35 protein-coding genes are annotated in these 23,844 nt (G+C 67.6%); 5 read left to right on the forward strand and 30 right to left on the reverse strand.

Annotated features, from left to right (window positions below):
* Positions 1 to 13: 13 nt before the first annotated feature.
* Positions 14 to 865 (reverse strand): helix-turn-helix domain-containing protein, encoded by an 852-nt coding sequence (locus tag ACFYV5_RS17040; RefSeq protein WP_389169076.1) that lies wholly within the window; start codon positions 863 to 865, stop codon positions 14 to 16.
* A gap of 227 nt (positions 866 to 1,092) precedes the next feature.
* Between ACFYV5_RS17040 and ACFYV5_RS17045 the strand changes: the two genes are divergently transcribed.
* The 4 genes from ACFYV5_RS17045 (at position 1,093) to ACFYV5_RS17060 (ending at position 4,311) form a co-directional block, all read left to right on the forward strand.
* Positions 1,093 to 1,572 (forward strand): ATP-binding protein, encoded by a 480-nt coding sequence (locus tag ACFYV5_RS17045; protein ID WP_389169077.1) that lies wholly within the window; start codon positions 1,093 to 1,095, stop codon positions 1,570 to 1,572.
* A 46-nt stretch (positions 1,573 to 1,618) separates the two neighbouring features.
* The gene (locus ACFYV5_RS17050; RefSeq protein ID WP_389169079.1) at positions 1,619 to 2,215 is read left to right on the forward strand and encodes a Uma2 family endonuclease; all 597 of its coding nucleotides are present in this window, start codon (positions 1,619 to 1,621) and stop codon (positions 2,213 to 2,215) included.
* A gap of 141 nt (positions 2,216 to 2,356) precedes the next feature.
* On the forward strand, positions 2,357 to 3,361 hold the full coding sequence (gene coaA / locus ACFYV5_RS17055) for a type I pantothenate kinase (RefSeq protein WP_355105154.1): 1,005 nt from the start codon (positions 2,357 to 2,359) through the stop codon (positions 3,359 to 3,361).
* A gap of 2 nt (positions 3,362 to 3,363) precedes the next feature.
* Positions 3,364 to 4,311, forward strand: a complete 948-nt coding sequence (locus ACFYV5_RS17060) for a DUF389 domain-containing protein (protein WP_389169082.1) — start codon at positions 3,364 to 3,366, stop codon at positions 4,309 to 4,311.
* 91 nt (positions 4,312 to 4,402) lie between these two features.
* Here the strand turns inward: ACFYV5_RS17060 and glmM are convergent, their stop codons facing one another.
* From glmM to ACFYV5_RS17080, 4 genes are all read right to left on the reverse strand, one after another.
* Positions 4,403 to 5,761 (reverse strand): phosphoglucosamine mutase, encoded by a 1,359-nt coding sequence (gene glmM / locus ACFYV5_RS17065; RefSeq protein ID WP_355105150.1) that lies wholly within the window; start codon positions 5,759 to 5,761, stop codon positions 4,403 to 4,405.
* Positions 5,762 to 5,924: 163 nt separating this feature from the next.
* The gene (gene rpsI / locus ACFYV5_RS17070) at positions 5,925 to 6,443 is read right to left on the reverse strand and encodes a 30S ribosomal protein S9 (RefSeq protein WP_315891611.1); all 519 of its coding nucleotides are present in this window, start codon (positions 6,441 to 6,443) and stop codon (positions 5,925 to 5,927) included.
* 44 nt (positions 6,444 to 6,487) lie between these two features.
* A complete protein-coding gene (gene rplM, locus ACFYV5_RS17075) occupies positions 6,488 to 6,931 on the reverse strand; it encodes a 50S ribosomal protein L13 (protein ID WP_260229383.1) in 444 nt (147 codons plus the stop codon).
* A gap of 242 nt (positions 6,932 to 7,173) precedes the next feature.
* Positions 7,174 to 8,796 carry an ATP-binding cassette domain-containing protein gene (locus ACFYV5_RS17080; RefSeq protein WP_355105147.1) on the reverse strand — a complete coding sequence of 541 codons (1,623 nt, stop codon included), beginning with the start codon at positions 8,794 to 8,796 and terminating at the stop codon, positions 7,174 to 7,176.
* A 56-nt stretch (positions 8,797 to 8,852) separates the two neighbouring features.
* On the opposite strand from ACFYV5_RS17080, the gene ACFYV5_RS17085 reads away from it, so the two are divergent.
* On the forward strand, positions 8,853 to 9,779 hold the full coding sequence (locus ACFYV5_RS17085; protein WP_389169084.1) for a hypothetical protein: 927 nt from the start codon (positions 8,853 to 8,855) through the stop codon (positions 9,777 to 9,779).
* Here ACFYV5_RS17085 and truA read toward each other — a convergent pair.
* From truA to rplV, 25 genes are all read right to left on the reverse strand, one after another.
* Positions 9,750 to 10,607, reverse strand: a complete 858-nt coding sequence (gene truA / locus ACFYV5_RS17090; RefSeq protein ID WP_389169086.1) for a tRNA pseudouridine(38-40) synthase TruA — start codon at positions 10,605 to 10,607, stop codon at positions 9,750 to 9,752. The two genes, ACFYV5_RS17085 and truA, sit on opposite strands and share 30 nt — an antisense overlap.
* Positions 10,608 to 10,802: 195 nt before the next feature.
* Entirely contained in the window at positions 10,803 to 11,285 is a 483-nt protein-coding gene (gene rplQ, locus ACFYV5_RS17095) for a 50S ribosomal protein L17 (protein WP_389169088.1), read from the reverse strand.
* Positions 11,286 to 11,420: 135 nt separating this feature from the next.
* A complete protein-coding gene (locus ACFYV5_RS17100) occupies positions 11,421 to 12,443 on the reverse strand; it encodes a DNA-directed RNA polymerase subunit alpha (RefSeq protein ID WP_003966937.1) in 1,023 nt (340 codons plus the stop codon).
* Positions 12,444 to 12,589: 146 nt separating this feature from the next.
* Positions 12,590 to 12,994 carry a 30S ribosomal protein S11 gene (rpsK, locus tag ACFYV5_RS17105; protein ID WP_003956432.1) on the reverse strand — a complete coding sequence of 135 codons (405 nt, stop codon included), beginning with the start codon at positions 12,992 to 12,994 and terminating at the stop codon, positions 12,590 to 12,592.
* A 66-nt stretch (positions 12,995 to 13,060) separates the two neighbouring features.
* On the reverse strand, positions 13,061 to 13,441 hold the full coding sequence (rpsM, locus tag ACFYV5_RS17110; RefSeq protein WP_355105138.1) for a 30S ribosomal protein S13: 381 nt from the start codon (positions 13,439 to 13,441) through the stop codon (positions 13,061 to 13,063).
* Between the two features lie 184 nt (positions 13,442 to 13,625).
* Positions 13,626 to 13,739 carry a 50S ribosomal protein L36 gene (gene rpmJ, locus ACFYV5_RS17115; RefSeq protein ID WP_003956441.1) on the reverse strand — a complete coding sequence of 38 codons (114 nt, stop codon included), beginning with the start codon at positions 13,737 to 13,739 and terminating at the stop codon, positions 13,626 to 13,628.
* Positions 13,740 to 13,801: 62 nt separating this feature from the next.
* A complete protein-coding gene (gene infA / locus ACFYV5_RS17120; RefSeq protein ID WP_003956442.1) occupies positions 13,802 to 14,023 on the reverse strand; it encodes a translation initiation factor IF-1 in 222 nt (73 codons plus the stop codon).
* 173 nt (positions 14,024 to 14,196) lie between these two features.
* Positions 14,197 to 15,033 carry a type I methionyl aminopeptidase gene (map, locus tag ACFYV5_RS17125; RefSeq protein ID WP_389169091.1) on the reverse strand — a complete coding sequence of 279 codons (837 nt, stop codon included), beginning with the start codon at positions 15,031 to 15,033 and terminating at the stop codon, positions 14,197 to 14,199.
* A gap of 96 nt (positions 15,034 to 15,129) precedes the next feature.
* On the reverse strand, positions 15,130 to 15,777 hold the full coding sequence (locus ACFYV5_RS17130) for an adenylate kinase (protein WP_355105136.1): 648 nt from the start codon (positions 15,775 to 15,777) through the stop codon (positions 15,130 to 15,132).
* Entirely contained in the window at positions 15,777 to 17,096 is a 1,320-nt protein-coding gene (secY, locus tag ACFYV5_RS17135) for a preprotein translocase subunit SecY (protein WP_355105134.1), read from the reverse strand. The genes ACFYV5_RS17130 and secY overlap by 1 nt, the downstream gene beginning before the upstream one ends.
* A 211-nt stretch (positions 17,097 to 17,307) precedes the next feature.
* Positions 17,308 to 17,763 (reverse strand): 50S ribosomal protein L15, encoded by a 456-nt coding sequence (rplO, locus tag ACFYV5_RS17140; protein ID WP_355105132.1) that lies wholly within the window; start codon positions 17,761 to 17,763, stop codon positions 17,308 to 17,310.
* Between the two features lies 1 nt (position 17,764).
* The gene (rpmD, locus tag ACFYV5_RS17145; protein WP_005313525.1) at positions 17,765 to 17,947 is read right to left on the reverse strand and encodes a 50S ribosomal protein L30; all 183 of its coding nucleotides are present in this window, start codon (positions 17,945 to 17,947) and stop codon (positions 17,765 to 17,767) included.
* Positions 17,947 to 18,549: a 30S ribosomal protein S5 gene (rpsE, locus tag ACFYV5_RS17150; RefSeq protein WP_017239585.1), complete on the reverse strand. Its 603-nt coding sequence runs from the start codon at positions 18,547 to 18,549 to the stop codon at positions 17,947 to 17,949. The genes rpmD and rpsE overlap by 1 nt, the downstream gene beginning before the upstream one ends.
* Before the next feature lie 45 nt (positions 18,550 to 18,594).
* Positions 18,595 to 18,978: a 50S ribosomal protein L18 gene (gene rplR / locus ACFYV5_RS17155; RefSeq protein WP_351793016.1), complete on the reverse strand. Its 384-nt coding sequence runs from the start codon at positions 18,976 to 18,978 to the stop codon at positions 18,595 to 18,597.
* A gap of 3 nt (positions 18,979 to 18,981) precedes the next feature.
* Positions 18,982 to 19,521 (reverse strand): 50S ribosomal protein L6, encoded by a 540-nt coding sequence (gene rplF / locus ACFYV5_RS17160; RefSeq protein ID WP_355105129.1) that lies wholly within the window; start codon positions 19,519 to 19,521, stop codon positions 18,982 to 18,984.
* 20 nt (positions 19,522 to 19,541) lie between these two features.
* Positions 19,542 to 19,940 carry a 30S ribosomal protein S8 gene (rpsH, locus tag ACFYV5_RS17165; RefSeq protein WP_006347222.1) on the reverse strand — a complete coding sequence of 133 codons (399 nt, stop codon included), beginning with the start codon at positions 19,938 to 19,940 and terminating at the stop codon, positions 19,542 to 19,544.
* 211 nt (positions 19,941 to 20,151) lie between these two features.
* Entirely contained in the window at positions 20,152 to 20,337 is a 186-nt protein-coding gene (locus ACFYV5_RS17170; RefSeq protein WP_003948630.1) for a type Z 30S ribosomal protein S14, read from the reverse strand.
* Positions 20,338 to 20,342: 5 nt separating this feature from the next.
* Entirely contained in the window at positions 20,343 to 20,900 is a 558-nt protein-coding gene (rplE, locus tag ACFYV5_RS17175) for a 50S ribosomal protein L5 (protein WP_260229393.1), read from the reverse strand.
* Positions 20,900 to 21,211, reverse strand: coding sequence for a 50S ribosomal protein L24 (rplX, locus tag ACFYV5_RS17180; protein WP_015035583.1), 312 nt, complete (start codon positions 21,209 to 21,211; stop codon positions 20,900 to 20,902). Before rplX ends, rplE begins: the two co-directional genes overlap by 1 nt.
* A gap of 2 nt (positions 21,212 to 21,213) precedes the next feature.
* Positions 21,214 to 21,582 carry a 50S ribosomal protein L14 gene (gene rplN / locus ACFYV5_RS17185; RefSeq protein WP_003956455.1) on the reverse strand — a complete coding sequence of 123 codons (369 nt, stop codon included), beginning with the start codon at positions 21,580 to 21,582 and terminating at the stop codon, positions 21,214 to 21,216.
* 100 nt (positions 21,583 to 21,682) lie between these two features.
* A complete protein-coding gene (rpsQ, locus tag ACFYV5_RS17190; RefSeq protein ID WP_352188389.1) occupies positions 21,683 to 21,964 on the reverse strand; it encodes a 30S ribosomal protein S17 in 282 nt (93 codons plus the stop codon).
* Positions 21,964 to 22,188 (reverse strand): 50S ribosomal protein L29, encoded by a 225-nt coding sequence (gene rpmC / locus ACFYV5_RS17195; protein WP_028797851.1) that lies wholly within the window; start codon positions 22,186 to 22,188, stop codon positions 21,964 to 21,966. The genes rpsQ and rpmC overlap by 1 nt, the downstream gene beginning before the upstream one ends.
* A complete protein-coding gene (gene rplP, locus ACFYV5_RS17200; RefSeq protein ID WP_015035580.1) occupies positions 22,188 to 22,607 on the reverse strand; it encodes a 50S ribosomal protein L16 in 420 nt (139 codons plus the stop codon). The genes rpmC and rplP overlap by 1 nt, the downstream gene beginning before the upstream one ends.
* Positions 22,608 to 22,612: 5 nt before the next feature.
* On the reverse strand, positions 22,613 to 23,461 hold the full coding sequence (gene rpsC / locus ACFYV5_RS17205; protein ID WP_017239578.1) for a 30S ribosomal protein S3: 849 nt from the start codon (positions 23,459 to 23,461) through the stop codon (positions 22,613 to 22,615).
* Positions 23,461 to 23,808, reverse strand: coding sequence for a 50S ribosomal protein L22 (rplV, locus tag ACFYV5_RS17210; protein ID WP_058848120.1), 348 nt, complete (start codon positions 23,806 to 23,808; stop codon positions 23,461 to 23,463). Before rplV ends, rpsC begins: the two co-directional genes overlap by 1 nt.
* Between the last annotated feature and the right edge of the window lie 36 nt (positions 23,809 to 23,844).

The raw sequence follows: 23,844 nt of genomic DNA on the forward strand, positions 1-23,844 counted from the left end.
TTCGCGCCCCTCCTCAGATCTCACGGGCGAGCCGGTGGATGAAGTCCCGGGACTCGGACGGCTTGAGGGCTGACGCCTCCAGGCGGTCGAGCACGGACCGGAACTTGATGAGCTGGGCCTCGGCATCAAGGAATTCGCAGCCGAAGTGGGTGTCGACCTGGACGGTGTCCAGCTTGGGCACCACGCCCGAGACGTAGTCGATGGGCTGCCCCGTGCCGGGAAAGGCACCGCTACCGAAAGGCAGTACCCGGACGGTGATGTTGTCGCGCTCGCTCATCTCGACGATGTGCTCCAGCTGCGCACGGGCGACCTCCGGCCCCCCGAGTCCCATGCGGAGCGCGGCCTCGTGGATCAGCGCCGTGTACGGAAGGGGCTGAGGCCGGTAGATGACTTCCTGCCGCTTGATGCGGTGGGTCAGCCGGTGCTCCGCCTCATAGGGCAGGAGTGGGGGCGCCACCTCCCTGAAGAGTGCCCGTGCGTGATCCGCGGTCTGCAGCAGTGCCGGAATATGGATCACCAGGGCGACGCGCAACTCGACGGCGTGATGCTCCAGTTCGGCCAAGTCCACGAGGGCAGCGGGAAGGTACTCGCGATACTCCTCCCACCAGCCCCGGGTCCGCCCTCCGGTCATCGCACAGAGCGCCTCGATCAGGGCCTCGTCCGCGCAGTCGTACGTGCGGGCGAAGGTGCGCACACGCTCAGCACTCACCGGGTAGCGGCCCGACTCGATGCTGCTGACCCGCGCCTGGCTGATACCGAGGGCCGCCGCCGCGCTGGTCGAAGTGAGCCCCGAGCTCTCCCGGAGCTTCCGCAGCTCGATGCCGAGCCGCTGCTGGCGCAAGGTGGGGGTAGTGCTGGGGGGCAAGGCTCTCCGATCTCCACACATCCGTACGGGCAGGTCACCCACACGACGTCACTTTGGGTAGTTCCCAGGGAATCTGTAGCAAGTATCCCAGCGCTCGCTCTACGGTGTGACCCACGCCGCTCAACCGGTCTGGCCGGTAAGCCGGAAGCGCACCGCGCACCGCGACATTGCCACCGCACGGTCTCGTCGTCGAGTGATCCAACTCCACCTCCCCGCAGGAGACTTCCGTGACCACCGTATCCCCATCCCCGCACGCCCCCTGGTCGTACGTCCTTCACCTCCCCCACGACCCCCGCGCACCCCGCGTCGCCCGCATGACCCTGCGCGCCACCCTCGCCGGCCACGGCATGGCCGACCGCCTCGACACGGCCGAACTCCTCGCCTGCGAGCTCCTCACGAACGCCTACCGTCACTCCCACGGTCCGTCCATGCTCCGCCTGCGCCGCATGGACGGCGACTGGCTCCGTATCAGCGTCTGGGACACCAACCCGCTGATCCCGCCCCCGTTCGACCGTCCCCCCGGCGCGCTACGGGCTGTCCCCACCCACCCGCCGACCGACAGCACCACCGGCCGCGGCCTCCTGCTCGTCCAGCACTGCGCCGACAACTGGGGCGGCTACCCGCTGGCCGACGACGTCTTCGGCCGCGGCGGCAAACTCCTCTGGTGCGAACTGGCACCGCCGCACGACCTCATCCAGGCGGCCTGAGCCACTTCGGCTCGATACGCTGGCCGGGGACTACCCGGAGGACACCATGACCGACCTCACCCCGGACGAGAAGCGTCGCCTGCATGACTTGACGGAGCAGATCGCGGAGCTCGCCGAGCACCACGAAGGCCAGTGGAAGGTGCAGACGACCGACGGCATGATCCTCGTGGCGATGATGAGCCCCACAGCCCCCCACGGGCTCAACGTGGTACGGCTGCGGCGCCAGATCGAGGCCCAGGCGCCCGAGGTCATCGCGCTCAGCGACACCAACATGCACGACCCGGTGAGCGGCCTGACCAAGATCCCGGACCTCATGGTCATCAGGGAGGCGGATGCCGACGACACCGCGAAGGTCGTGAACGCACGCGACGTCCTCATGACCGTCGAAGTCGTCTCACCCAGCAACTCCCTGGACGACATCCGCAAGAAGCTGAAGGACTACCCCAAGATGGGAATTCCGGTCTACGTCGTCGTGGACCCCAGGGACAAGAAGCAGACCGTCACCGTCCACTCCGAGCCGACAGACGGCCCCGATGGGACGAAGTACCGCCGTTCCGTCCCCTACGCGTTCGGTGACACCGTCACCGCCGGCCGCTGGACACTCGCCACCAGCAGCCTCAAGAGCTATCCCGCCGACTGGTGACCCCTCGCGTGGCTCTGTTCATGAGCCGGTGGAAACTCGCCCCGCCAGAACGCCCACACCCGCGCGTCCCGCACCCGCGCCGCTCCGCCACGTGACCCACCCCACCCCCCACAATCCCCCCGGACCCCCGACAATGGCGGGGTGATCACCTCGCCGCCACGAAGCGCCAACGGCAACGGCAACGGCGCCGCGCCCCGACGGGGCCCCGACGCCACGCCGTATGTCGACCTCACCCGCGCCGAGTGGAGCGCGCTGCGGGACAAGACGCCGCTGCCCCTCTCCGCCGACGAGGTGGAGCGGCTGCGGGGCCTCGGGGACGTCATCGACCTCGACGAGGTGCGGGACATCTATCTGCCGCTGTCCCGCCTGCTCAATCTGTACGTCCAGGCCACCAGCGGCCTGCGCGGCGCGCTGAACACCTTCCTCGGCGAGCGGGGCGAGCAGCGCGGCACGCCCTTCGTCATAGGGGTCGCCGGTTCCGTCGCCGTCGGCAAGTCCACCGTCGCCCGCCTCCTCCAGGCGCTCCTCGCCCGCTGGCCCGAGCACCCGCGCGTGGAGCTCGTCACCACCGACGGCTTCCTCTACCCGATGGAGGAGCTGAAGGCGCGCGGGCTGCTGTCCCGCAAGGGCTTCCCCGAGTCGTACGACAGAAGAGCCCTGACCCGGTTCGTCGCCGACATCAAGGCGGGCAAGGACGAGGTCACCGCCCCGGTCTACTCCCACCTGATCTACGACATCGTCCCCGGCGAGCGGCTGACCGTGCGCCGCCCCGACATCCTGATCGTCGAGGGGCTCAACGTCCTGCAGCCGGCGCTGCCCGGCAAGGACGGCCGGACGCGGGTCGGTCTCGCCGACTACTTCGACTTCTCGGTGTACGTGGACGCCCGGCCCGAGGACATCGAGCGCTGGTACCTCAACCGCTTCCGCAAGCTGCGCGAGACGGCGTTCCAGAACCCGTTCTCGTACTTCCAGCGCTACACCCAGGTCTCCGAGGAGGAGGCCCTCGACTACGCCCGCACGATGTGGCGGACGATCAACAAGGTGAACCTGCTGGAGAACGTGGCTCCCACGCGCGGGCGTGCGACGCTCGTCGTCCGCAAGGGCCCGGACCACAAGGTGCAGCGCCTGAGCCTCCGTAAGCTCTGAGGATGTTGCATCTGCGGATAATCGTCCCTCCCGAGCAGACGGAGGCGGCGGTCCAGCTCATCGAGAAGACGGTCGGCACCACCCATCTGGTCGTCCTGCCCGGCGCCGCCCGCGACCCCTCCGGCGACCTCGTGCTGTGTGACGTCGCGCGCGAGGCCGGCGACGAACTGCTGCAGGGACTTCGCGAACTGAACATCCCTCAGGAAGGCTCGATCGCGGTCGAGAACATCGACCTCTCGCTGTCCAAGCGCGCGGACGAGGCCGAGGAGGAGGCTCCGGGAGAGGCCGCCGACGCGGTGCTCTGGGAACAGCTCTCCGAGGCGACCCACGAGGAGTCGACCCTCTCGATCACCTACTGCGCGTTCATGATCCTCGCGACGATGATCGCGGCCTGCGGTGTCGTCCTGGACAACGCGGTCCTGATCGTGGGCGCGATGGCGGTCGGCCCGGAGTTCGGCCCGCTCGCCGGTGTCTGTACGGGGGTGGTGCGACGGGCTCCGCGGCTGGCCGCGCGCTCACTGATCGCGCTGCTGGTCGGTTTCGCGGCGGCGATCGCGGCGACGACCGTCTTCAGCCTGGGGATGGACGCGCTGGGCCTGTTCAGCGCGGATCAGCTCGACAATCCCCGGCCCAACACGAGCTTCATCTGGCAGCCCGATCCGTTCTCCTTCGTCGTGGCGGTGCTCGCCGGCATGGCCGGCGTGCTCTCGCTCACCTCGTCGAAGTCCGGGGCCCTGGTGGGCGTCGCGATCTCGGTCACGACGGTCCCGGCCGCCGCGAACGCCGCCGTGGCCCTCAGCTACGGGGATGTCGGCCAGATGTGGGGTTCGGCGGAGCAGCTGCTGCTGAACCTGCTCGGCATCATGCTGGCGGGCATTCTGACGCTGTACGGACAGAAGCTGCTCTGGCGGACCCAGCGCGGCCACTGGACCCGTACCGGCAAGCGCTGACGAGCGCCGACACACGAACGCTGACATACGTAAGCCCCGCCTCCCGGTCTCCCGGGCGGCGGGGCTCACTCGTCGTCAGCCCTCAAAAGGGCTAGCCCAGCGCCGACTTCACCACGTCGGCGAGCCGGCCCGCCACCGCCCGCGCCTGCTCGATGTCGGCGGCCTCGACCATCACGCGTACCAGCGGCTCCGTCCCGGAGGAACGCAGCAGCACGCGGCCGGTGGTGCCCAGCTCGCGCTCGGCCTCGGTGACCGCCGTGGCCAGCTCGCCCGAGGTGGCCACGCGCGTCTTGTCGACGTCCCGCACGTTGACGAGCACCTGCGGCAGCCGCTCCATCACGGAGGCCAGCTCCGCGATCGACCTGCCGGTGGCCGCGACCCGCGCCGCCAGCATCAGGCCGGTCAGCGTGCCGTCGCCGGTGGTGGCGTGGTCGAGCACAATCACGTGCCCGGACTGCTCGCCGCCGAGGGCGAAGCCGTGCTCCTTCATCGACTCCAGGACGTACCGGTCGCCGACCGCCGTCTGCACCAGCTGGAGCCCTTCGCGCTCCATGGCGATCTTGAAGCCGAGGTTGGACATCACGGTCGCGACAACGGTGTCGCCCCGCAGCGTCCCGGCCTCGCGCATGGCGAGGGCGAGCACGGCGAGGATCTGGTCGCCGTCGATCTCGTTGCCCGCCGCGTCGACGGCGAGGCAGCGGTCCGCGTCGCCGTCGTGGGCGATGCCGAGGTCCGCGCCGTGCTCGACGACGGCCGCCTTGAGCAGGTCGAGGTGGGTGGAGCCGCAGCCGTCGTTGATGTTGAGGCCGTCGGGGTCGGCACCGATGGTGACGACCTCGGCGCCGGCGCGCGCGAACGCCTCGGGCGACACGCGCGAGGCAGCACCGTGCGCCTCGTCGAGGACGACCTTCAGCCCGTCGAGCCGGTTCGGCAGGACGGCGATGAGGTGGGCGACGTACTTGTCGAAGCCCTCGTCGTAGTCACTGACCCGGCCGACGCCGGCACCGGTCGGCCGCTCCCACGGGGCGCCGGTGCGGTGCTCCTCGTAGAGGGACTCGATCCGGTCCTCCAGCTCGTCGGCGAGCTTGTGACCGCCGCGGGCGAAGAACTTGATGCCGTTGTCGGGCATCGCGTTGTGGCTCGCGGAGAGCATCACACCGAGGTCGGCGCCGAGCGCTCCGGTGAGATACGCCACGGCCGGGGTGGGCAGCACGCCGACCCGCAGGACGTCCACGCCCGCGCTCGCGAGGCCCGCCACGACGGCGGCCTCCAGGAACTCTCCCGACGCACGCGGGTCACGCCCGACCACCGCGGTCGGCCGATGCCCCTCGAAGGTCCCCGCCTCGGCGAGCACATGCGCCGCCGCGACCGACAGGCCGAGCGCCAGCTCCGCCGTCAGATCCGCGTTGGCAACACCGCGCACACCGTCCGTGCCGAAGAGTCGTCCCACAGCTGTCCTCCGAAACTGCTCCGAAAATGCGAACCCCTGGGCACGTGATGCCCGTTTTGACGTCAGAGCTGCCCAGAAAGGCCCAGGGTGGGGAAAAGACGTACGCCCCGGCAGCACGGGCAGTGCCGCCGGGGCGTACGTGCAAAGCAGACCGAGCAGGCGATTAACGCTTGCTGTACTGCGGGGCCTTACGGGCCTTCTTGAGACCGGCCTTCTTGCGCTCGACCGCACGGTCGTCGCGGGAGAGGAAGCCGGCCTTCTTCAGCGCCGGGCGGTTGTTCTCGACATCCGCCTCGTTCAGCGCACGGGCCACGCCGAGGCGCAGGGCGCCGGCCTGACCCGAGACGCCGCCACCCGCGATGCGGGCGATGACGTCGTAGCGGTTGTCGAGCTCGAGCACCTTGAAGGGCTCGTTGACTTCCTGCTGGTGCACCTTGTTCGGGAAGTAGTCCTCGAGGGTGCGCCCGTTGATCTTCCACTTGCCGGTGCCCGGAACGATCCGGACACGGGCGATGGCGTTCTTGCGACGGCCCAGGCCGGCGGCCGGCTGCGGGTCACCGAAGCGGGAAGCCAGGGACTCCGAGGTGTACTCACCCTCGACGGGGACCTCGGACTCGAAGGTGGTGACCTCGGCGTAGGTCTCCTCGCCCTCGATGGGGTTCTCAACAGTGGTCTCGGCCACGATTCTCCTCAGATTTCTTTCGTTCTTAGGGGGTGTGGCCGGAACTACTGCGCGACCTGGGTGATCTCGAACGGGACCGGCTGCTGGGCAGCGTGCGGGTGGTTCTCGCCCGCGTAGACCTTCAGCTTCGAGAGCATCTGACGGCCCAGGGTGTTCTTGGGGATCATGCCCTTGATGGCCTTCTCGACGGCCTTCTCGGGGTTCTTCTCCAGCAGCTCGTCGTAACGGACGGAGCGCAGACCACCCGGGAAGCCGGAGTGGCGGTACGCCAGCTTCTGGGTCTTCTTGTTGCCGGAGAGGTGGACCTTGTCAGCGTTGATGATGATGACGAAGTCGCCCATGTCCATGTGGGGGGCGTAGACGGGCTTGTGCTTGCCTCGGAGGAGGTTCGCAGCCGTCGTCGCCAGACGCCCCAGGACAACGTCCTGCGCGTCGATGATGTGCCACTGGCGAGTGACATCGCCGGGCTTGGGGCTGTACGTACGCACTTCGTAGCCTTCGCTTCTTCAGTGGATGGAGTCCAGACACACCTGAAGCGATCATGCAGCTGGGGCCTGCACTGCCGGGACACCGCCCGTATGCGAGCCACTGGTAACTGCTCCAGGGAACCTGCGTAAGGGCCCTTCGTGCGAAAACGACGAAGCCAATACGCATAACAAACCGCAACAGTACCCGCGCCACCCCGGACGGGTCAAAACGCGCCGCCCCCCTACCGCGCCCGGCCGACCACCTACCGCGCCCGCTCCACCCGCCGCTCGTCCCACACCGGCTCGCTCGTCTCCCGGACGACCCCGTCCGAGCCGAAGACCAGATACCGGTCGAAGGTCTTCGCGAACCACCGGTCGTGCGTGACGGCCAGCACCGTCCCCTCGTACGACTCCAGGCCGTCCTGCAGCGCCTCCGCCGACTCCAGGTCCAGGTTGTCCGTCGGCTCGTCGAGCAGCAGCGCCGTCGTGCCGGACAGCTCCAGGAGCAGGATCTGGAAGCGGGCCTGCTGGCCGCCGGAGAGCTTCTCGAAGGGCTGGTCCCCCTGCCCCTCCAGCTCGTACCGCCGCAGGACCGACATCGCCCCGCCCCGGTCCTTCGCGTGCTCCGACCAGAGGATGTCCACGAGGGACCGCCCCTGCAGCTCCGGATGGGCGTGGGTCTGGGCGAAGTGGCCCGGGACCACCCGCGCGCCCAGCTTCCACAGACCCGTGTGCGCCACCGAGGGATCCCCGGCGAGCAGCCGCAGGAAGTGTGACTTGCCCGACCCGTTCGAACCGAGGACGGCGACCCGCTCCCCGTAGAAGATCTCCAGCGAGAACGGCTTCATCAGACCGGTCAGCTCAAGGTTCTCGCAGGTCACCGCCCGCACACCGGTCCGGCCGCCGCGCAGCCGCATCCGGATGTCCTGCTCACGCGGCGGCTCCGGCGGCGGGCCGGCCTCCTCGAACTTCTTCAGCCGGGTCTGCGCCGCCGCGTACCGGGACGCCATCTCATGGCTGACCGCGGCCGCCTGCCGCAGGTTGACCACCAGCTTCTTCAGCTGCGCGTGCTTCTCCTCCCAGCGCCGCTTCAGCTCCTCGAAGCGGGCGAACCGCTCCCGCCGCGCCTCGTGGAAGGTCTCGAAGCCGCCGCCGTGCACCCAGACGTCCGAGCCCGCCGGCCCCGGCTCCACCGCGATGATCTTCTGGGCGGCCCGGGCGAGCAGCTCCCGGTCGTGGGAGATGAAGAGCACGGTCTTACGGGTCTCCCGCAGCCGCTCCTCCAGCCACCGCTTGCCGGGGACGTCGAGATAGTTGTCCGGCTCGTCGAGCAGCAGCACCTCGTCGGTGCCCCGCAGCAGGGACTCGAGCACCAGCCGCTTCTGCTCACCGCCACTGAGCGTGCGCACCTCGCGGAACTGCGCCTTCTCGTACGGCACGCCCAGCGCCGCCATCGTGCACATGTCCCAGACGGTCTCCGCCTCGTACCCCTGCACCTCGGCCCAGTCGCTCAGTGCCTGCGCGTACGCCATCTGCGCGGCCTCGTCGTCGACCGTCAGGATCAGGTGCTCGGCCGCGTCGACCGCCTTCGCCGCCTCGCGGATCCGGGGCTGGGCGACCGAGACGAGCAGGTCACGGACCGTACGCTCGTCGCGCACCGACCCCACGAACTGCGGCATCACGCCGAGACCGCCGCTCACCGTCACCGAACCGCCGTGCGGCTGGAGCTCGCCGGAGATCATCCGGAGCAGCGTGGTCTTCCCGGCGCCGTTCGCGCCCACCAGGGCCACCACCGCGCCCTCCCCCACCCGGAAGGAGGCGTCCGCGAGCAGGACCCTCCCGTCGGGAAGGTAGTACTCCAGATGCGCGGCCTCGACATGTCCCATGAGGTGCATTGTCGCCGCCGCCGTCCCTGTCTCCCAACCGGTTTAGGATGCGCGGCATGAGCTTTGGGGGACCGCAGTGGCCACAGGAGCCGCAGCAGCAGGGCGGACAGCCCTTCGGACAGCAGCCGTACGGTCATCAGCCGGCGCATCAGCAGCCCAACCCGTTTCCGGGGGCACAGGCCCCTCAGGAGCCGGACTGGGGGGCCCTCGCCGACGCGTCCGCGGCCGACCGGCGGCGTAAGCGCAGGCTGCTGATCGGCGGCGGCGCGCTCGCCGCGCTCGTCGTCGGCGCGATCGTCGCCACCGCGGTCGTGAACAGCGACAACGGCACCAACACCGGCAAGAACGGCACCGTCACCCCCACCGGCTCCGCCGCGCCCAGCGGCTCCCCCACCCCCGAGCCGACGTTCTCGTCCGTGGCTCCGCCGCCCCCGCCCAACCCCAAGGACTTCATCTCCGACGAGAAGAAGGACAAGGCCCCGCTCAGCGCCGAGGGCCTCTTCCCGGGCAAGAAGCTCACGATGAACGGCCGCCCCTACACCAAGGGCGCGACCTCGTCGACGACCAACTGCGCGAGCGTCGCGCAGGGCGCCCTCGGCTCGATCCTGAAGAAGAACGGCTGCGATCGCGTGATCCGCGCCACCTATGTGAAGGACGGGGTCGCGATCACCGTGGGCGTGGCCGTGTTCTCCACCGAGGCGGAGGCGCTGAAGGCGAAGAACCAGGCCAAGGGCGGTATCGCGCCGCTGGCCGGCGCGGGCGTGGCCGACTTCTGCCGGGCGACGGTCTGTCTGCGCCGCTCGAACTCGATCGGCCGGTACGCGTACTTCACCCAGGCGGGCTTCACGAACGGCAAGAAGGTCACCGAGGCGGACGAGGCCGTCTACCAGGCCAGCGACGACCTGGGCACGTTCTCCTTCAACCAGATCTATGCCCGCGGCCGCGCCCAGGCCTCAGCAGCAGCCGGCGCTCCCGGGGAGTGACCGCTTGTTCCTGGCCTCCAGGTTCCGGGCGGCCAGGAGCTCGTCGGCCGGATAGCCGACCTCTTCGAGGGTGAGCCCGTGCGGGCGCACGACGTGCACGGCCGAGTCCCGTACGCCCGCCGCGAGGACCTTCCCCGGCCACTCGACCGGCCGGTGCCCGTCGCCGACGAACAGCAGCGCGCCCACCAGCGAGCGGACCATGTTGTGGCAGAAGGCGTCGGCCTTCACGGTCGCTTCGAGGATCCCGCCCGGCCGCCGCTCCCAGCGCAGTTCCTGGAGCGTACGGATGGTGGTGGCGCCCTCGCGCTTCTTACAGTACGCGGCGAAGTCGTGCTCGCCCACGAGGGCCTCGGCGGCGGCGTTCATGGCGTCCATGTCGAGGGCCCAGTCGTGCCACAGGACGTGGCCGCGCAGGAGCGGGTCGACACCGCCGGGGTTGTCGGTGACGCGGTAGGCGTAGCGACGCCAGATGGCGGAGAAGCGCGCGTTGAACCCGCTGGGGGCTTCGGTGAGCCTCCACACCCGCACGTCGTGCGAGAGGCGCCCGGCGAGCCGCCGCAGCAGCTTGTCCTGGTGCTCGGCCCACAGCTCGACGGGCAGATCGACGTGGGCGACCTGACCCCGGGCGTGCACACCGGCGTCGGTGCGACCGGCGACGGTCAGCTCGTACGTCTCCTTGGACCGGGTCACCGTCCTCAGGGCGTCCTCGATGTCGCCCTGGACGGTCCGCTGTCCGCGGGCCTGCTTGGCCCAGCCGGAGAAGTCCTTGCCGTCGTAGGACAGGTCGAGCCGGATGCGTACGAATCCGGCCTGCACGTCGTCGCTCACGCGATACATCCTCTCAAAGCCCTCAGAACACGGGAGCGGGCCCGTACCCCTGGGGGTACGGGCCCGTCCGTTCGGCGTTTCAGCCACGAGCGCGGCTGAGGCAGATCACCCCCGCGCGGGCGGGGAGCAGGCCGCGGCCTCCTCGACCTTGGTCTCCTCGACCGGGTCATCCCCGCGCGTGCGGGGACCAGGGGCTCACGCCTCCTTGGTCTCCTCGGCCGGAGCCTCGGTAGCGGTCTCCTCGACCTTGGCCTCGTCAGCCTCCTTGACCGCACGCTTGGTGGCGGCCTCGGCCTCGGCGACGGTCGCCTTCTTGGCGATCTCGCCCTCGACCAGCTCGATCACGGCCATCGGGGCGTTGTCGCCACGACGGTTGCCGATCTTGGTGATACGGGTGTAGCCACCCGGGCGCTCGGAGTAGCGCGGGGCGATCTCGGTGAAGAGCGTGTGGACGACGCCCTTGTCCGTGATCGTCTGCAGCACCAGGCGACGGTTGTGGATGTCGCCCTTCTTCGCCTTGGTGATCAGGCGCTCGGCGACCGGACGCAGGCGGCGGGCCTTGGCCTCGGTCGTGGTGATGCGGCCGTGCTCGAAGAGGGACTTCGCCAGGTTGGCGAGCAGCAGACGCTCGTGAGCGGCGCTGCCACCGAGACGGGCACCCTTGGCGGGACGCGGCATGGTGTTTCTCCTTGTGATCTGCACCGGCCGTATGAGGTACCGATGTCAGTGTCCGAGCGGGCGGTTACCCGTCGGAGATCCGGGACGCGCCCCGCCAGGGGCGGTCCCGGAGTACGGGCCATGAGGCCCGAGTTCTCAGTACTGCTCGGTCTCCACGAAACCCGCGTCCGCGTCGTCGTCGGCGCCGAAGGCGTCCGCCGCGGCGGTCGGGTCGAATCCGGGCGGGCTGTCCTTGAGGGCCAGGCCCATGCCGGCCAGCTTCGCCTTGACCTCGTCGATCGACTTCGCACCGAAGTTGCGGATGTCGAGCAGGTCGGCCTCGGAGCGCGCCACGAGCTCACCCACGGAGTGGATGCCCTCACGCTTGAGGCAGTTGTACGAACGAACGGTGAGCTCGAGCTCCTCGATCGGCAGCGCCAGGTCGGCGGCGAGGGCGGCGTCCGTGGGGGACGGGCCCATGTCGATGCCCTCGGCGTCGATGTTGAGCTCGCGCGCCAGACCGAACAGCTCGACCAGGGTCTTACCGGCCGACGCCATGGCGTCACGCGGGCGCATGGCCTGCTTGGTCTCGACGTCGACGATCAGCTTGTCGAAGTCGGTGCGCTGCTCGACACGGGTCGCCTCGACCTTGTACGTGACCTTGAGCACCGGCGAGTAGATGGAGTCGACCGGGATACGGCCGATCTCCTGGCCCACCTGCTTGTTCTGCACGGCGGAGACGTAGCCGCGACCGCGCTCGACGGTCAGCTCCATCTCCAGCTTGCCCTTGCCGTTGAGCGTGGCGAGCACCAGGTCGGGGTTGTGCACCTCGACACCGGCCGGCGGGGCGATGTCAGCAGCGGTGACCAGGCCGGGGCCCTGCTTGCGCAGGTACATCACGACCGGCTCGTCGTGCTCCGAGGAGACGACCAGCTGCTTGATGTTCAGGATGAGGTCGGTGACGTCCTCCTTGACGCCCGGCACGGTGGTGAACTCGTGCAGGACACCGTCGATACGGATGGACGTGACCGCCGCACCCGGGATCGAGGAGAGGAGCGTACGGCGGAGGCTGTTGCCGAGCGTGTAGCCGAAGCCCGGCTCCAGGGGCTCGATGACGAACCGCGAGCGGAATTCGTCGACGACCTCTTCGGTCAGCGAGGGACGCTGAGCGATCAGCATGGTGTGAATCCTTCGGTTGTGGACGCCCACTATTTGACGTCCGACAGGTACTGCGTACTGCAAGGGTACGGGCGGCACGGCCCCCGAAAGGGACGTACCGCCCGGACACTCGGACCGTCACCGGTCGTGCGACAGACGCGAGAGCGTCAGACGCGACGACGCTTCGGCGGACGGCAGCCGTTGTGCGGCGTGGGGGTGACGTCCTGGATCGAACCGACCTCGAGGCCCGTGGCCTGGAGGGAGCGGATCGCGGTCTCGCGGCCGGAGCCCGGACCCTTGACGAAGACGTCGACCTTGCGCATGCCGTGCTCCTGCGCGCGGCGAGCGGCCGACTCGGCGGCCATCTGCGCGGCGAACGGGGTGGACTTGCGCGAGCCCTTGAAGCCGACGTGGCCGGCGGAGGCCCAGGAGATCACGTTGCCCGAGGGGTCCGTGATCGAGACGATCGTGTTGTTGAACGTGCTCTTGATGTGCGCGTGGCCGTGAGCGACGTTCTTCTTTTCCTTGCGGCGCACCTTCTTGGCAGCGCCCTGACGACCCTTGGGGGGCATCTATATCTCCTACGGGAGGTGGTCGGTCCTACAGCGAAGACCGCGTGGTCAAGCGTCCGCTGAGGACTACTTCTTGCCCGGCTTCTTCTTGCCGGCGATGGCGCGACGCGGGCCCTTGCGGGTACGCGCGTTGGTGCTCGTGCGCTGACCGTGCACCGGGAGGCCGCGACGGTGGCGGATGCCCTGGTAGCACTGGATCTCGATCTTGCGGCGGATGTCGCCCTGGATCTCGCGGCGGAGGTCGCCCTCGGTCTGGAGGTTGGCGTCCACGTACTCGCGGATCTTGACCAGGTCCTCTTCGGCCAGCTCACGAACGCGGGTGTTCGGGTTCACGCCGGTGGAGGCGAGGATCTCCTTGGACCGGGTGCGCCCGATACCGAAGACGTAGGTGAGTGCGATCTCCACACGCTTTTCGCGCGGGATGTCAACACCGGAAACGCGTGCCATTCAATGGCTCCTGTGTGTTCGGGGGTCTGCCACAGAGCCGCTCCCGAGCTGCCGTATGAGGTACAGGTCGGGTCCCCGGCCCCCGCCGGAGGTGCCGCCGACCCTTGCGGGCTGGGCGGGCTCTGCGTATGTACGTTGCTTGCGTCGCGCGAAGAACTGCGAAATGCAGGTCGGTCGGCGTGCGTCAGCCCTGGCGCTGCTTGTGGCGCAGGTTGTCGCAGATGACCATGACCCGGCCGTGACGGCGGATCACCTTGCACTTGTCGCAGATCTTCTTGACGCTCGGCTTGACCTTCATGGGTGTGAGGTTCTCCGGGTCAGTGCCACCACCCGCGCGCGGAGGCGGGGTGCGGGCAAGATCTACTTGTAGCGGTAGACGATCCGGCCACGCGTCAGGTCGTACGGAGAGAGCTCCACGACGACCCGGTCGTCCGGAAGGATTCGGATGTAGTGCATCCGCATCTTGCCGGAGATGTGCGCGAGGACCTTGTGACCGTTCTGGAGTTCCACCTTGAACATGGCGTTCGGGAGGGACTCGATCACGGTGCCCTCGATTTCGATGGCACCTTGCTTCTTGGCCACGCTTCGCCTTTCGAATCGGCTACCTTGATCGACTCTCGCTCCGGGTGCGGACACACGGGTACACGAGAGCCGACGCATCAGTCTACGCCAGGCCCCTGGAAAAGACGAATCCGGGAAGAATGCCCACCCCCGGAGATCGTTACGCCAGGAGCCGCGACGCAGCTTCGGCCGCGTTACACCAGGGGATCCGGGGCCGCCGTCACGCCCAGCTCCGCGAGCTTCGCCTTACCGCCGTCCGGGGACGTCAGGACCAGCGGGCCCTCCTCCGTCAGCGCCACCGAGTGCTCCCAGTGCGAGGACCAGGTGCCGTCCGTCGAGACGACCGTCCAGTCGTCGCCGAGGACCTCCGTGTGCGGCGTGCCGAGCGAGACCATCGGCTCGATCGCCAGGCAGAAGCCGGGGACCAGCTTCGGGCCCTTGCCGCGCTTGCGGGAGACGTAGTTCAGCAGGTGCGGGTCCATGTGCATCTCGGTGCCGATGCCGTGGCCGCCGTAGTCCTCGACGATGCCGTACTTGCCGCCGCCGGGCTTCGGCTGGCGGCGGATGTACGTCTCGATCGCCCGCGAGATGTCCACCAGCCGGTTGCCGTTCTTCATCGCGGCGATGCCGGCCCACATCGACTCCTCGGTGACCCGGGAGAGCTCGATCAGCTCCGGAGCGTGCCCCGTGCCCACGAACGCCGTGTACGCGGCGTCGCCGTGCCAGCCGTCGATGATCGCGCCGGCGTCGATGGAGATGATGTCGCCGTCCTTGAGGACGGTCTTCTCGTCCGGGATGCCGTGGACGACGACCTCGTTCACCGAGGTGCAGATCGTCGCGGGGAAGCCGCCGTACCCGAGGAAGTTCGACTTCGCCCCGTGGTCGGCGATCACCTTGCGGGCGACCTCGTCCAGGTCCTTCGTCGTGGCGCCCGGCACGGCGGCCTCGCGGGTCGCCGCGTGGATGGCGGCGACGACCAGCCCCGCCTCGCGCATCTTCGCGATCTGCTCGGGGGTCTTGATCTGCACCATCGTGGCGGGGGCCTTTCCTTGCGTGTACACGGGACAGAACAACGATACGGCCGCGGCGCCCCGAGGGGCACCGCGGCCGTATCGAACCAACCGGGGTTACTTCTTGAGCGCGGCCATCGCCTTCGCGGTGACCTCGTCCACCTTGCCGAGCGCCTGGATCGTCACGACCAGGTTCTGCGCCCGGTAGTAGTCGATGATCGGCTCGGTCTGGGTGTGGTAGACCTCCAGGCGCCGGCGGACGGTCTCCTCGGAGTCGTCGTCGCGCTGGTAGAGCTCACCGCCGCACACGTCACACACGCCCTCGGCCTTCGGCGGGGTGTACGTGACGTGGAAGACGTGCGCGCTGTCGTTGCGGCAGATGCGGCGACCCGCGATCCGCTTCACGACCTCGTCCTCGGGGACCTCCAGGTCCAGGACCGCGTCCAGCTGCATGTCCTCGGCCTTGAGGACGGCGTCCAGAGCCTCGGCCTGGGCCACGTTCCGCGGGAACCCGTCCAGCAGGAAACCGTTGACGGCGTCCGGCTGCTCCATCCGGTCCTTGGCCATCCCGATGGTCACCTCGTCCGGGACAAGGTCGCCGGCGTCCATGTACGCCTTGGCCTTGAGGCCCAGCTCCGTGCCCTGACTGATGTTGGCGCGGAACAGGTCACCCGTGGAGATGTGCGGAATGTCCAGGTTCTTGGCAAGGAACGCGGCCTGCGTGCCCTTGCCCGCACCGGGCGGTCCGACGAGGACGATTCGCATCAGCGGAGGAACCCTTCGTAATTGCGCTGCTGGAGCTGGCTCTCGATCTGCTTCACGGTCTCCAGCCCCACACCCACGATGATGAGGATGCTCGTCCCACCGAAGGGGAAGTTGGCATTGGCGCCACCGAAGCCTGCCAACGCCATCGTCGGCACAAGAGCGATCAGACCCAGATACAGCGAGCCCGGCCAAGTGATCCGGTTGAGCACGTAGCTCAGATACTCGGCAGTAGGTCGACCAGCCCGGATACCCGGGATGAAGCCACCATACTTCTTCATGTTGTCGGCAACTTCCTCGGGGTTGAACGAGATCGCCACGTAGAAGAAGGCGAAGAACACGATCAGGAGGAAGTACGTCGCGATGTAGTAGGGGTGGTCACCCTTGACGAAGTGGGCTTCGATCCAGGTTTTCCAGCCCGCGGTGGAGTTCGAGAACTGGGCGATCAAGGCCGGGATGTAGAGCAGCGACGAGGCGAAGATGACAGGAATCACACCTGCCTGGTTCACCTTCAGAGGGATATAAGTGGACGTTCCGCCGTAGGACCTGCGGCCGATCATCCGCTTCGCGTACTGCACCGGGATGCGCCGCTGGGCCTGCTCGACGAAGACCACGAGGCCGACCATCGCGAATCCGACGAGGATCACGGTGCCGAACTCGATCCAGCCGTCGGCCAGGTCACCCTCGACCTTGATCTTCCACAGCGCGCCCGGGAAGCCGGCGGCGATGGAGATGAACATCAGGATCGACATGCCGTTGCCGATGCCGCGGTCGGTGATGAGCTCACCGAGCCACATGACGAGGGCGGTACCGGCGGTCATCGTGATGACCATCGTGGTGATGGTGAAGATCGACGGGTCCGGGACGACCTGGTTGGCCACCGTGCAGCCGCTGAACAGCGCACCGCTCTTGGCCGTGGCGACGAGACCGGTGCCCTGGAGGATGGCGAGGGCGATCGTCAGATACCGCGTGTACTGCGTGATCTTCGCGGTACCGGACTGCCCCTCCTTCTTCAGGGCTTCCAGACGCGGGATCACGACGGTCAGCAGCTGCAGGATGATGCTCGCCGTGATGTACGGCATGATGCCGAGCGCGAAGATGGTGATCTGCAGCAGCGCCCCGCCACTGAACATGTTCACCAGGCCGAACAGGGAGTTGTTGCCCTGACTCGCCTGGTCCACACACTGCTGGACGGCCTGGTAACTGACACCGGGTACGGGGATGTGTGCCCCGAGCCGGTACAGCACCACGATGCCGAGCGTGAAGAGCAGCTTCTTGCGCAGGTCGGGCGTCTTGAACGCCCGGGCGAACGCGGTGAGCACGGTGCCTCCTGCGACCCCCGCGCCATGCGCCAGAGGTGACGGTCTTGAGGTTCGACGAATAGATACCGGTCAAAAACCGTGCGGGCATACCGCACGGAGCATAGACAGTGCACGCCACCTTACCGGCGGACATGCCCCCCTAGGAACGACCAACCGGGGATGCCCCTTTTGGGAGGCATCCCCGGTCGGATGTTCAGGCCATCGAGTCGTCTCAGACGAGCTCGGTGACGGTGCCGCCCGCGGCGGCGATCTTCTCCTTGGCGGAGCCGGAGACGGCGTCGACCGTCACCTGCAGCGCCACGGAGATCTCGCCGGCGCCGAGCACCTTGACGAGCTGGTTCTTACGAACCGCACCCTTGGCGACCAGATCGGCCACCGTGACCTCGCCACCCTGCGGGTAGAGCGAGGCGAGCTTGTCCAGGTTCACGACCTGGTACTCGGTGCGGAACGGGTTCTTGAAGCCCTTGAGCTTCGGGAGACGCATGTGGAGGGGCATCTGCCCGCCCTCGAAGCGCTCCGGAACCTGGTAACGGGCCTTGGTGCCCTTCGTACCACGACCGGCCGTCTTACCCTTCGACGCCTCACCACGACCCACACGGGTCTTCGCGGTCTTGGCGCCCGGGGCGGGACGGAGGTTGTGGACCTTCAGCGGGTTGTTCTCCGCCATGTCAGTCGACCTCCTCGACCGTCACGAGGTGGCGGACGGTGTGAACCATTCCGCGGAACTCGGGGCGGTCCTCCTTGACGACCACGTCGTTCAGGCGCTTGAGCCCGAGCGAACGCAGCGTGTCGCGGTGGTTCTGCTTGCTGCCGATGTACGACTTCGTCTGCGTGATCTTGAGGCGAGCCATTACGCACCCGCTCCCGCACGCGCACGAAGCAGAGCCGCGGGGGCGACGTCCTCGAGCGGCAGACCACGGCGAGCCGCGATCTCCTCGGGACGCTGCAGGCCCTTGAGGGCCGCCACGGTCGCGTGCACGATGTTGATCGCGTTGTCGGAGCCGAGCGACTTCGACAGGATGTCGTGAACGCCGGCGCACTCGAGCACGGCACGCACCGGGCCACCGGCGATAACACCGGTACCGGGGGAAGCCGGCTTGAGCAGGACGACGCCCGCGGCCTTCTCGCCCTGAATCGGGTGAGGGATGGTGCCCTGGATGCGCGGAACCTTGAAGAAGTTCTTCTTGGCTTCCTCGACACCCTTGGCGATGGCCGCGGGAACTTCCTTGGCCTTGCCGTAACCGACACCTACGGTGCCGTCACCGTCGCCCACCACGACCAGCGCGGTGAAGCTGAAGCGACGACCACCCTTGACAACCTTGGCGACGCGGTTGATCGCGACAACGCGCTCAACGTACGCGGTCTTCTCGGCGGCAGCGCCACCGTCGCGGCCCTTCCGGTCCCGCCGCTCGCCGCCACCGGCACCGCTTCCGCGGCGCTGGGGTCCAGCCATTGGATTACCTCTCTCTGTTACGTCCGTTAGTCCCGGAACCGGGGCTTAGAACTTCAGCCCGGCTTCGCGGGCGGCGTCAGCCAGAGCGGCAATGCGCCCGGCGTACCTGTTGCCACCACGGTCGAACACGACAGTCTCGACACCCGCGGCCTTGGCGCGCTCGGCGACGAGAGCGCCGACCTGCTTGGCCTGCGCCGACTTGTCACCCTCGCCACCACGGATCGACGCGTCCAGGTTCGACGCGGACGCAAGGGTGTGACCCTTGAGGTCGTCGATGACCTGAGCGGTGATACCGCGGTTCGAACGCGTCACGACGAGGCGCGGACGCTCCGCCGTACCCGACACGTTCTTGCGGATGCGGATGTGGCGGCGTGCCTTGGCGGCACGCTTGTAAGCGTCGCCCTTGGCGATCTTCACACCGTATGCCATGGCTTACTTACCAGCCTTTCCGACCTTGCGGCGGATGACCTCGCCGGCGTACTTGACGCCCTTGGCCTTGTACGGGTCGGGCTTCCGCAGCTTGCGGATGTTCGCCGCGACCTCGCCGACCTTCTGCTTGTCGATGCCCTCGACCGAGAACTTGGTCGGCGACTCGACCTTGAACGAGATTCCCTCGGGCGCCTCGATCAGGATCGGGTGGCTGTAGCCGAGCTGGAACTCCAGGTTGGAGCCCTTCGCGGCCACGCGGTAACCGACACCGCTGATCTCGAGCGCCTTCACGTACCCCTGGGTCACACCGGTGATCATGTTGGCCACCAGCGTGCGGGACAGGCCGTGAAGGGCCTTGTTCTGACGCTCGTCGTTCGGACGGGTGACGTTCAGAACGCCGTCCTCGCCCTTAACGATCTCGATGGGGGCGGCAACGGTGTGGCTCAGGGTGCCCTTGGAACCCTTGACCGTGACCGTGCGGCCATCGATGGTGACGTCCACGCCGGCGGGAACCGGGATGGGGAGCTTGCCGATACGAGACATAGCTATTCCTCCGTTCCCGACTACCAGACGTAGGCGAGGACTTCCCCACCCACGCCCTTCTTCTGCGCCTGCTGGCCGGTCAGGAGGCCGTGGGACGTGGAGATGATCGCCACGCCCAGGCCGCCGAGAACCTTCGGCAGGTTGGTGGACTTCGCGTAAACCCGGAGGCCCGGCTTCGAGATCCGCTTGATGCCCGCGATGGAGCGCTCACGGTTCGGACCGAACTTGAGCTCGAGAACGAGGTTCTTGCCGACCTCGGCGTCCTCGACCTTCCAGCCCGTGATGAAGCCCTCCTGCTGGAGGATTTCCGCGATGTGAGACTTGATCTTGCTGTGCGGCATGGTCACAGAGTCGTGGTATGCCGAGTTCGCGTTACGCAGACGAGTCAGCATGTCCGCGATCGGATCAGTCATGGTCATGAATTGGCCTTCGGCCTCTCTCGCCGGGGTTTCCTGTATGCGCCATCCCTCTCCCCACACAGGGGCGGGACGGGTGCGGCGCGGGGACCTACGGCGTAGTAAGTCGTACGGGCGGCAGACGCCCAACCCTCCTAGCCTAAGCCATGGAGAGGTGGGCCTCTGCCAACCCTCTGCTTACCGAGAGACTCCGGTTACCCCAGAAGTACGGGGATTACCAGGAGCTCTTGGTCACGCCCGGCAGCTCGCCACGGTGAGCCATCTCACGAAGGCACACGCGGCACAGGCCGAACTTGCGGTACACGGAGTGGGGACGACCACAGCGCTGGCAGCGCGTGTAGCCGCGCACGCCGAACTTGGGCTTGCGGGCAGCCTTCGCGATGAGAGCCTTCTTCGCCATCTCGCTTACGCCTCCTTGAACGGGAAGCCGAGGTGACGGAGAAGGGCACGGCCCTCAGCGTCGTTGGTCGCCGTGGTGACCACGGTGATGTCCATACCCCGGACACGGTCGATCTTGTCCTGGTCGATCTCGTGGAACATGACCTGCTCCGTGAGACCGAAGGTGTAGTTGCCACGCCCGTCGAACTGCTTGGGGGACAGACCACGGAAGTCGCGGATGCGCGGAAGCGCGAGCGACAGGGTGCGGTCGAGGAACTCCCACATGCGGTCGCCACGGAGGGTGACGTGCGCACCGATCGGCTGACCCTCACGCAGCTTGAACTGCGCGATGGACTTGCGGGCCTTGGTGACGGCCGGCTTCTGACCGGTGATCGTGGTGAGGTCGCGGATGGCGCCCTCGATCAGCTTGGAGTCGCGGGCGGCGTCGCCCACACCCATGTTGACCACGACCTTGACGAGGCCGGGGATCTGCATGACGTTCTCGTACGAGAACTCCTCACGCAGCTTGCCCGCGATCTCCTCGCGGTACTTCGTCTTGAGACGCGGAGTGGTGGTGGTAGCCATCAGATGTCCTCACCCGTCCGCTTGGCAACGCGGATCTTGTTGCCCTCGTCGTCGAAGCGGTAACCGACGCGCGTGACGACCTTCTTGCCGTCCTTCTCAACGACCAGCTGGACGTTGGAGACGTGGACCGGCGCCTCGGTCGTGACGATGCCACCAGCCTGCGAGGGGCCGGCCTTGGTGTGCTTCTTGACCCGGTTGACACCCTCGACCAGGACGCGGTTCTCGCGGGGGAAGGCCGTGATGACCTTGCCCTGCTTGCCCTTGTCCTTACCGGTGATGACCTGGACCAGGTCGCCCTTCTTGATCTTCATGCTTACAGCACCTCCGGCGCGAGCGAGATGATCTTCATAAACTTCTTCTCGCGCAGCTCACGGCCCACGGGGCCGAAGATACGGGTGCCGCGAGGGTCGCCGTCGTTCTTGAGAATGACAGCGGCGTTCTCGTCGAAGCGGATGTACGAGCCGTCCTGGCGGCGGCGCTCCTTGACGGTGCGAACGATGACCGCCTTGACGACGTCACCCTTCTTCACGTTGCCACCGGGGATCGCGTCCTTGACGGTGGCGACGATGACGTCACCGATGCCCGCGTAGCGGCGACCGGAGCCACCGAGAACACGGATGCAAAGGATCTCCTTGGCACCAGTGTTGTCGGCGACACGCAGTCGCGACTCCTGCTGGATCACGTCTATCTCCTGATTGTCTGCCGGTTCCCGGCGAGGGGTCCGTTACCGGAACCCCTCGCCGAGCCTGGCGGAACTGACCTGAGGGAAACCCCTCAGGTAATTACTTGGCCTTCTCGAGGATCTCGACGACACGCCAGTGCTTCGTCGACGACAGCTTCCGGGTCTCCATCAGGAGGACGCGGTCGCCGACGCCGGCAGCGTTCTGCTCGTCGTGAGCCTTGAGCTTGTTCGTACGGCGGATGACCTTGCCGTACAGCGCGTGCTTGACGCGGTCCTCGACGGCGACGACGACGGTCTTGTCCATCTTGTCGCTGACGACCAGGCCCTCACGGACCTTGCGGGCGTTGCGCTCGGTCTTCTCAGTCACGTTGCTCTCGCTCATCAGGCGCTCTCCACCGTCTCGATGCCCAGCTCGCGCTCACGCATCAGGGTGTAGATCCGCGCGATGTCCTTGCGGACGGACTTGAGCCGCCCGTGGTTCTCGAGCTGGCCCGTCGCCGCCTGGAAGCGGAGGTTGAACAGCTCTTCCTTGGCCTCGCGGAGCTTGGCGACAAGCTCCTCGTTGCCCAGCTCGCGCAGCTCGGACGCCTTGGTACCGGCGGTCATCACAGCTCACCTGCTTCGCGCTTGACGATCTTGCACTTCATCGGCAGCTTGTGGGCCGCACGGGTCAGGGCCTCGCGCGCGATCTTCTCGTTCGGGTAGGACAGCTCGAACATCACCCGACCGGGCTTGACGTTCGCGATCCACCACTCCGGCGAACCCTTACCGGAACCCATGCGGGTCTCGGCAGGCTTCTTGGTCAGCGGGCGGTCCGGGTAGATGTTGATCCAGACCTTGCCGCCACGCTTGATGTGGCGGGTCATCGCGATACGAGCCGCCTCGATCTGGCGGTTGGTCACGTACGCCGGCGTGAGGGCCTGAATGCCGTACTCGCCGAACGCAACCTGCGTACCACCCTTGCTCATACCCGAGCGCTTGGGGTGGTGCTGCTTGCGGTGCTTGACCCTACGGGGGATCAGCATTTCGGTCAGGCCTCCGTTCCGGTGCTCTCAGCCGGAGCGGCAGCGGCGGCGGGAGCGTCGGCCTTGGGGGCCTCGGCAGCCGGCGCGGACTGCTGCTGCGGCTTGCGGCCGCGGCCGCCACGCTCGCCACCGCGGCCACCACGGCCGGCGGGACGGTCGCCAGCGCCGGCACCACGGGCCGGGCGGTTACCCGCACGGGCCGCAGCGTTCTCGGCGCGGACCTCGGCGATGTTCTTGACGTCGCCCTTGTAGATCCAGACCTTCACGCCGATGCGACCGAAGGTGGTCTTGGCCTCGAAGAAGCCGTAGTCGACGTTCGCGCGGAGCGTGTGCAGGGGCACGCGGCCCTCGCGGTAGAACTCCGAGCGGGACATCTCGGCGCCGCCGAGGCGACCGCCGCACTGGATCTTGATGCCCTTGGCGCCGGCCTTCATCGTGCCCTGCATGCTCTTACGCATGGCGCGACGGAAGGAGACGCGGGAGGAGAGCTGCTCGGCAACGGCCTGAGCAACCAGCTGAGCGTCCATCTCGGGGTTCTTGACCTCGAGGATGTTCAGCTGGACCTGCTTGCCCGTCAGCTTCTCGAGGTCGCCGCGGATGCGGTCGGCCTCGGCGCCACGGCGGCCGATGACGATGCCGGGACGCGCGGTGTGGATGTCCACCCGCACGCGGTCACGGGTGCGCTCGATCTCAACCTTCGAGATGCCGGCGCGCTCCATGCCGGACGTCATCATCCGACGGATGGCGACGTCTTCCTTGACGTAGTCCTTGTACAGCTTGTCGGCGTACCAGCGGGACTTGAAGTCCGTGGTGATGCCGAGCCGGAACCCATGCGGGTTAACCTTCTGGCCCATTACCGGGTTCCTTCCTTGCTGCTGACGACCACGGTGATGTGGCTGGTCCGCTTACGGATCCGGTAGGCACGGCCCTGAGCACGCGGACGGAACCGCTTCAGGGTCGGGCCCTCATCCACGTACGCCTCGCTGATGAACAGCGAAGAGGCGTCACTGTGGTCGTAGTTGTGTGCAGCGTTGGCGATGGCGCTGTCCAGCACCTTGCCAACCGGCACGCTCGCGGCCTGCGGGGCGAAACGCAGGACCGCCTGAGCCTCCGTGGCGTCCATGCCACGGATAAGGTCCACCACTCGGCGGGCCTTCATGGGCGTGACGCGGATGTACCGCGCCTGGGCCCTGGCTTCCATGGTTGTCCTTCCAGTGTCTGTCATGGTCGATTCCAC

Origin of the sequence: Streptomyces sp. NPDC003035 (assembly GCF_042888285.1) — a bacterium.
Classification (GTDB): Bacteria; Actinomycetota; Actinomycetes; order Streptomycetales; family Streptomycetaceae; genus Streptomyces.

Bases quoted from the DNA above. Each gene is read 5' to 3' on its own strand.
- rplP (WP_015035580.1), bottom strand. From the start codon at position 22,607: ATGCTGATCCCCCGTAGGGTCAAGCACCGCAAGCAGCACCACCCCAAG.
- map (WP_389169091.1), bottom strand. From the start codon at position 15,033: ATGGTGCAGATCAAGACCCCCGAGCAGATCGCGAAGATGCGCGAGGCG.
- ACFYV5_RS17050 (WP_389169079.1), top strand. From the start codon at position 1,619: ATGACCGACCTCACCCCGGACGAGAAGCGTCGCCTGCATGACTTGACG.
- ACFYV5_RS17060 (WP_389169082.1), top strand. From the start codon at position 3,364: ATGTTGCATCTGCGGATAATCGTCCCTCCCGAGCAGACGGAGGCGGCG.
- rpmJ (WP_003956441.1), bottom strand. From the start codon at position 13,739: ATGAAGGTCAAGCCGAGCGTCAAGAAGATCTGCGACAAGTGCAAGGTG.
- rplV (WP_058848120.1), bottom strand. From the start codon at position 23,808: ATGGAAGCCAGGGCCCAGGCGCGGTACATCCGCGTCACGCCCATGAAG.
- ACFYV5_RS17085 (WP_389169084.1), top strand. From the start codon at position 8,853: ATGAGCTTTGGGGGACCGCAGTGGCCACAGGAGCCGCAGCAGCAGGGC.
- rplR (WP_351793016.1), bottom strand. From the start codon at position 18,978: ATGGCATACGGTGTGAAGATCGCCAAGGGCGACGCTTACAAGCGTGCC.
- rpsQ (WP_352188389.1), bottom strand. From the start codon at position 21,964: ATGAGCGAGAGCAACGTGACTGAGAAGACCGAGCGCAACGCCCGCAAG.
- rplF (WP_355105129.1), bottom strand. From the start codon at position 19,521: ATGTCTCGTATCGGCAAGCTCCCCATCCCGGTTCCCGCCGGCGTGGAC.
- rpsK (WP_003956432.1), bottom strand. From the start codon at position 12,994: ATGCCCCCCAAGGGTCGTCAGGGCGCTGCCAAGAAGGTGCGCCGCAAG.
- rplO (WP_355105132.1), bottom strand. From the start codon at position 17,763: ATGGCGGAGAACAACCCGCTGAAGGTCCACAACCTCCGTCCCGCCCCG.
- rpmD (WP_005313525.1), bottom strand. From the start codon at position 17,947: ATGGCTCGCCTCAAGATCACGCAGACGAAGTCGTACATCGGCAGCAAG.
- rpmC (WP_028797851.1), bottom strand. From the start codon at position 22,188: ATGACCGCCGGTACCAAGGCGTCCGAGCTGCGCGAGCTGGGCAACGAG.
- rpsE (WP_017239585.1), bottom strand. From the start codon at position 18,549: ATGGCTGGACCCCAGCGCCGCGGAAGCGGTGCCGGTGGCGGCGAGCGG.
- rplQ (WP_389169088.1), bottom strand. From the start codon at position 11,285: ATGCCGCGTCCCGCCAAGGGTGCCCGTCTCGGTGGCAGCGCCGCTCAC.
- ACFYV5_RS17080 (WP_355105147.1), bottom strand. From the start codon at position 8,796: ATGGGACATGTCGAGGCCGCGCATCTGGAGTACTACCTTCCCGACGGG.
- rpsH (WP_006347222.1), bottom strand. From the start codon at position 19,940: ATGACCATGACTGATCCGATCGCGGACATGCTGACTCGTCTGCGTAAC.
- rpsM (WP_355105138.1), bottom strand. From the start codon at position 13,441: ATGGCACGCGTTTCCGGTGTTGACATCCCGCGCGAAAAGCGTGTGGAG.
- ACFYV5_RS17170 (WP_003948630.1), bottom strand. From the start codon at position 20,337: ATGGCGAAGAAGGCTCTCATCGCGAAGGCTGCCCGCAAGCCCAAGTTC.
- ACFYV5_RS17130 (WP_355105136.1), bottom strand. From the start codon at position 15,777: ATGCGAATCGTCCTCGTCGGACCGCCCGGTGCGGGCAAGGGCACGCAG.
- ACFYV5_RS17100 (WP_003966937.1), bottom strand. From the start codon at position 12,443: ATGCTGATCGCTCAGCGTCCCTCGCTGACCGAAGAGGTCGTCGACGAA.
- rplE (WP_260229393.1), bottom strand. From the start codon at position 20,900: ATGGCTACCACCACCACTCCGCGTCTCAAGACGAAGTACCGCGAGGAG.
- rplX (WP_015035583.1), bottom strand. From the start codon at position 21,211: ATGAAGATCAAGAAGGGCGACCTGGTCCAGGTCATCACCGGTAAGGAC.
- rpsC (WP_017239578.1), bottom strand. From the start codon at position 23,461: ATGGGCCAGAAGGTTAACCCGCATGGGTTCCGGCTCGGCATCACCACG.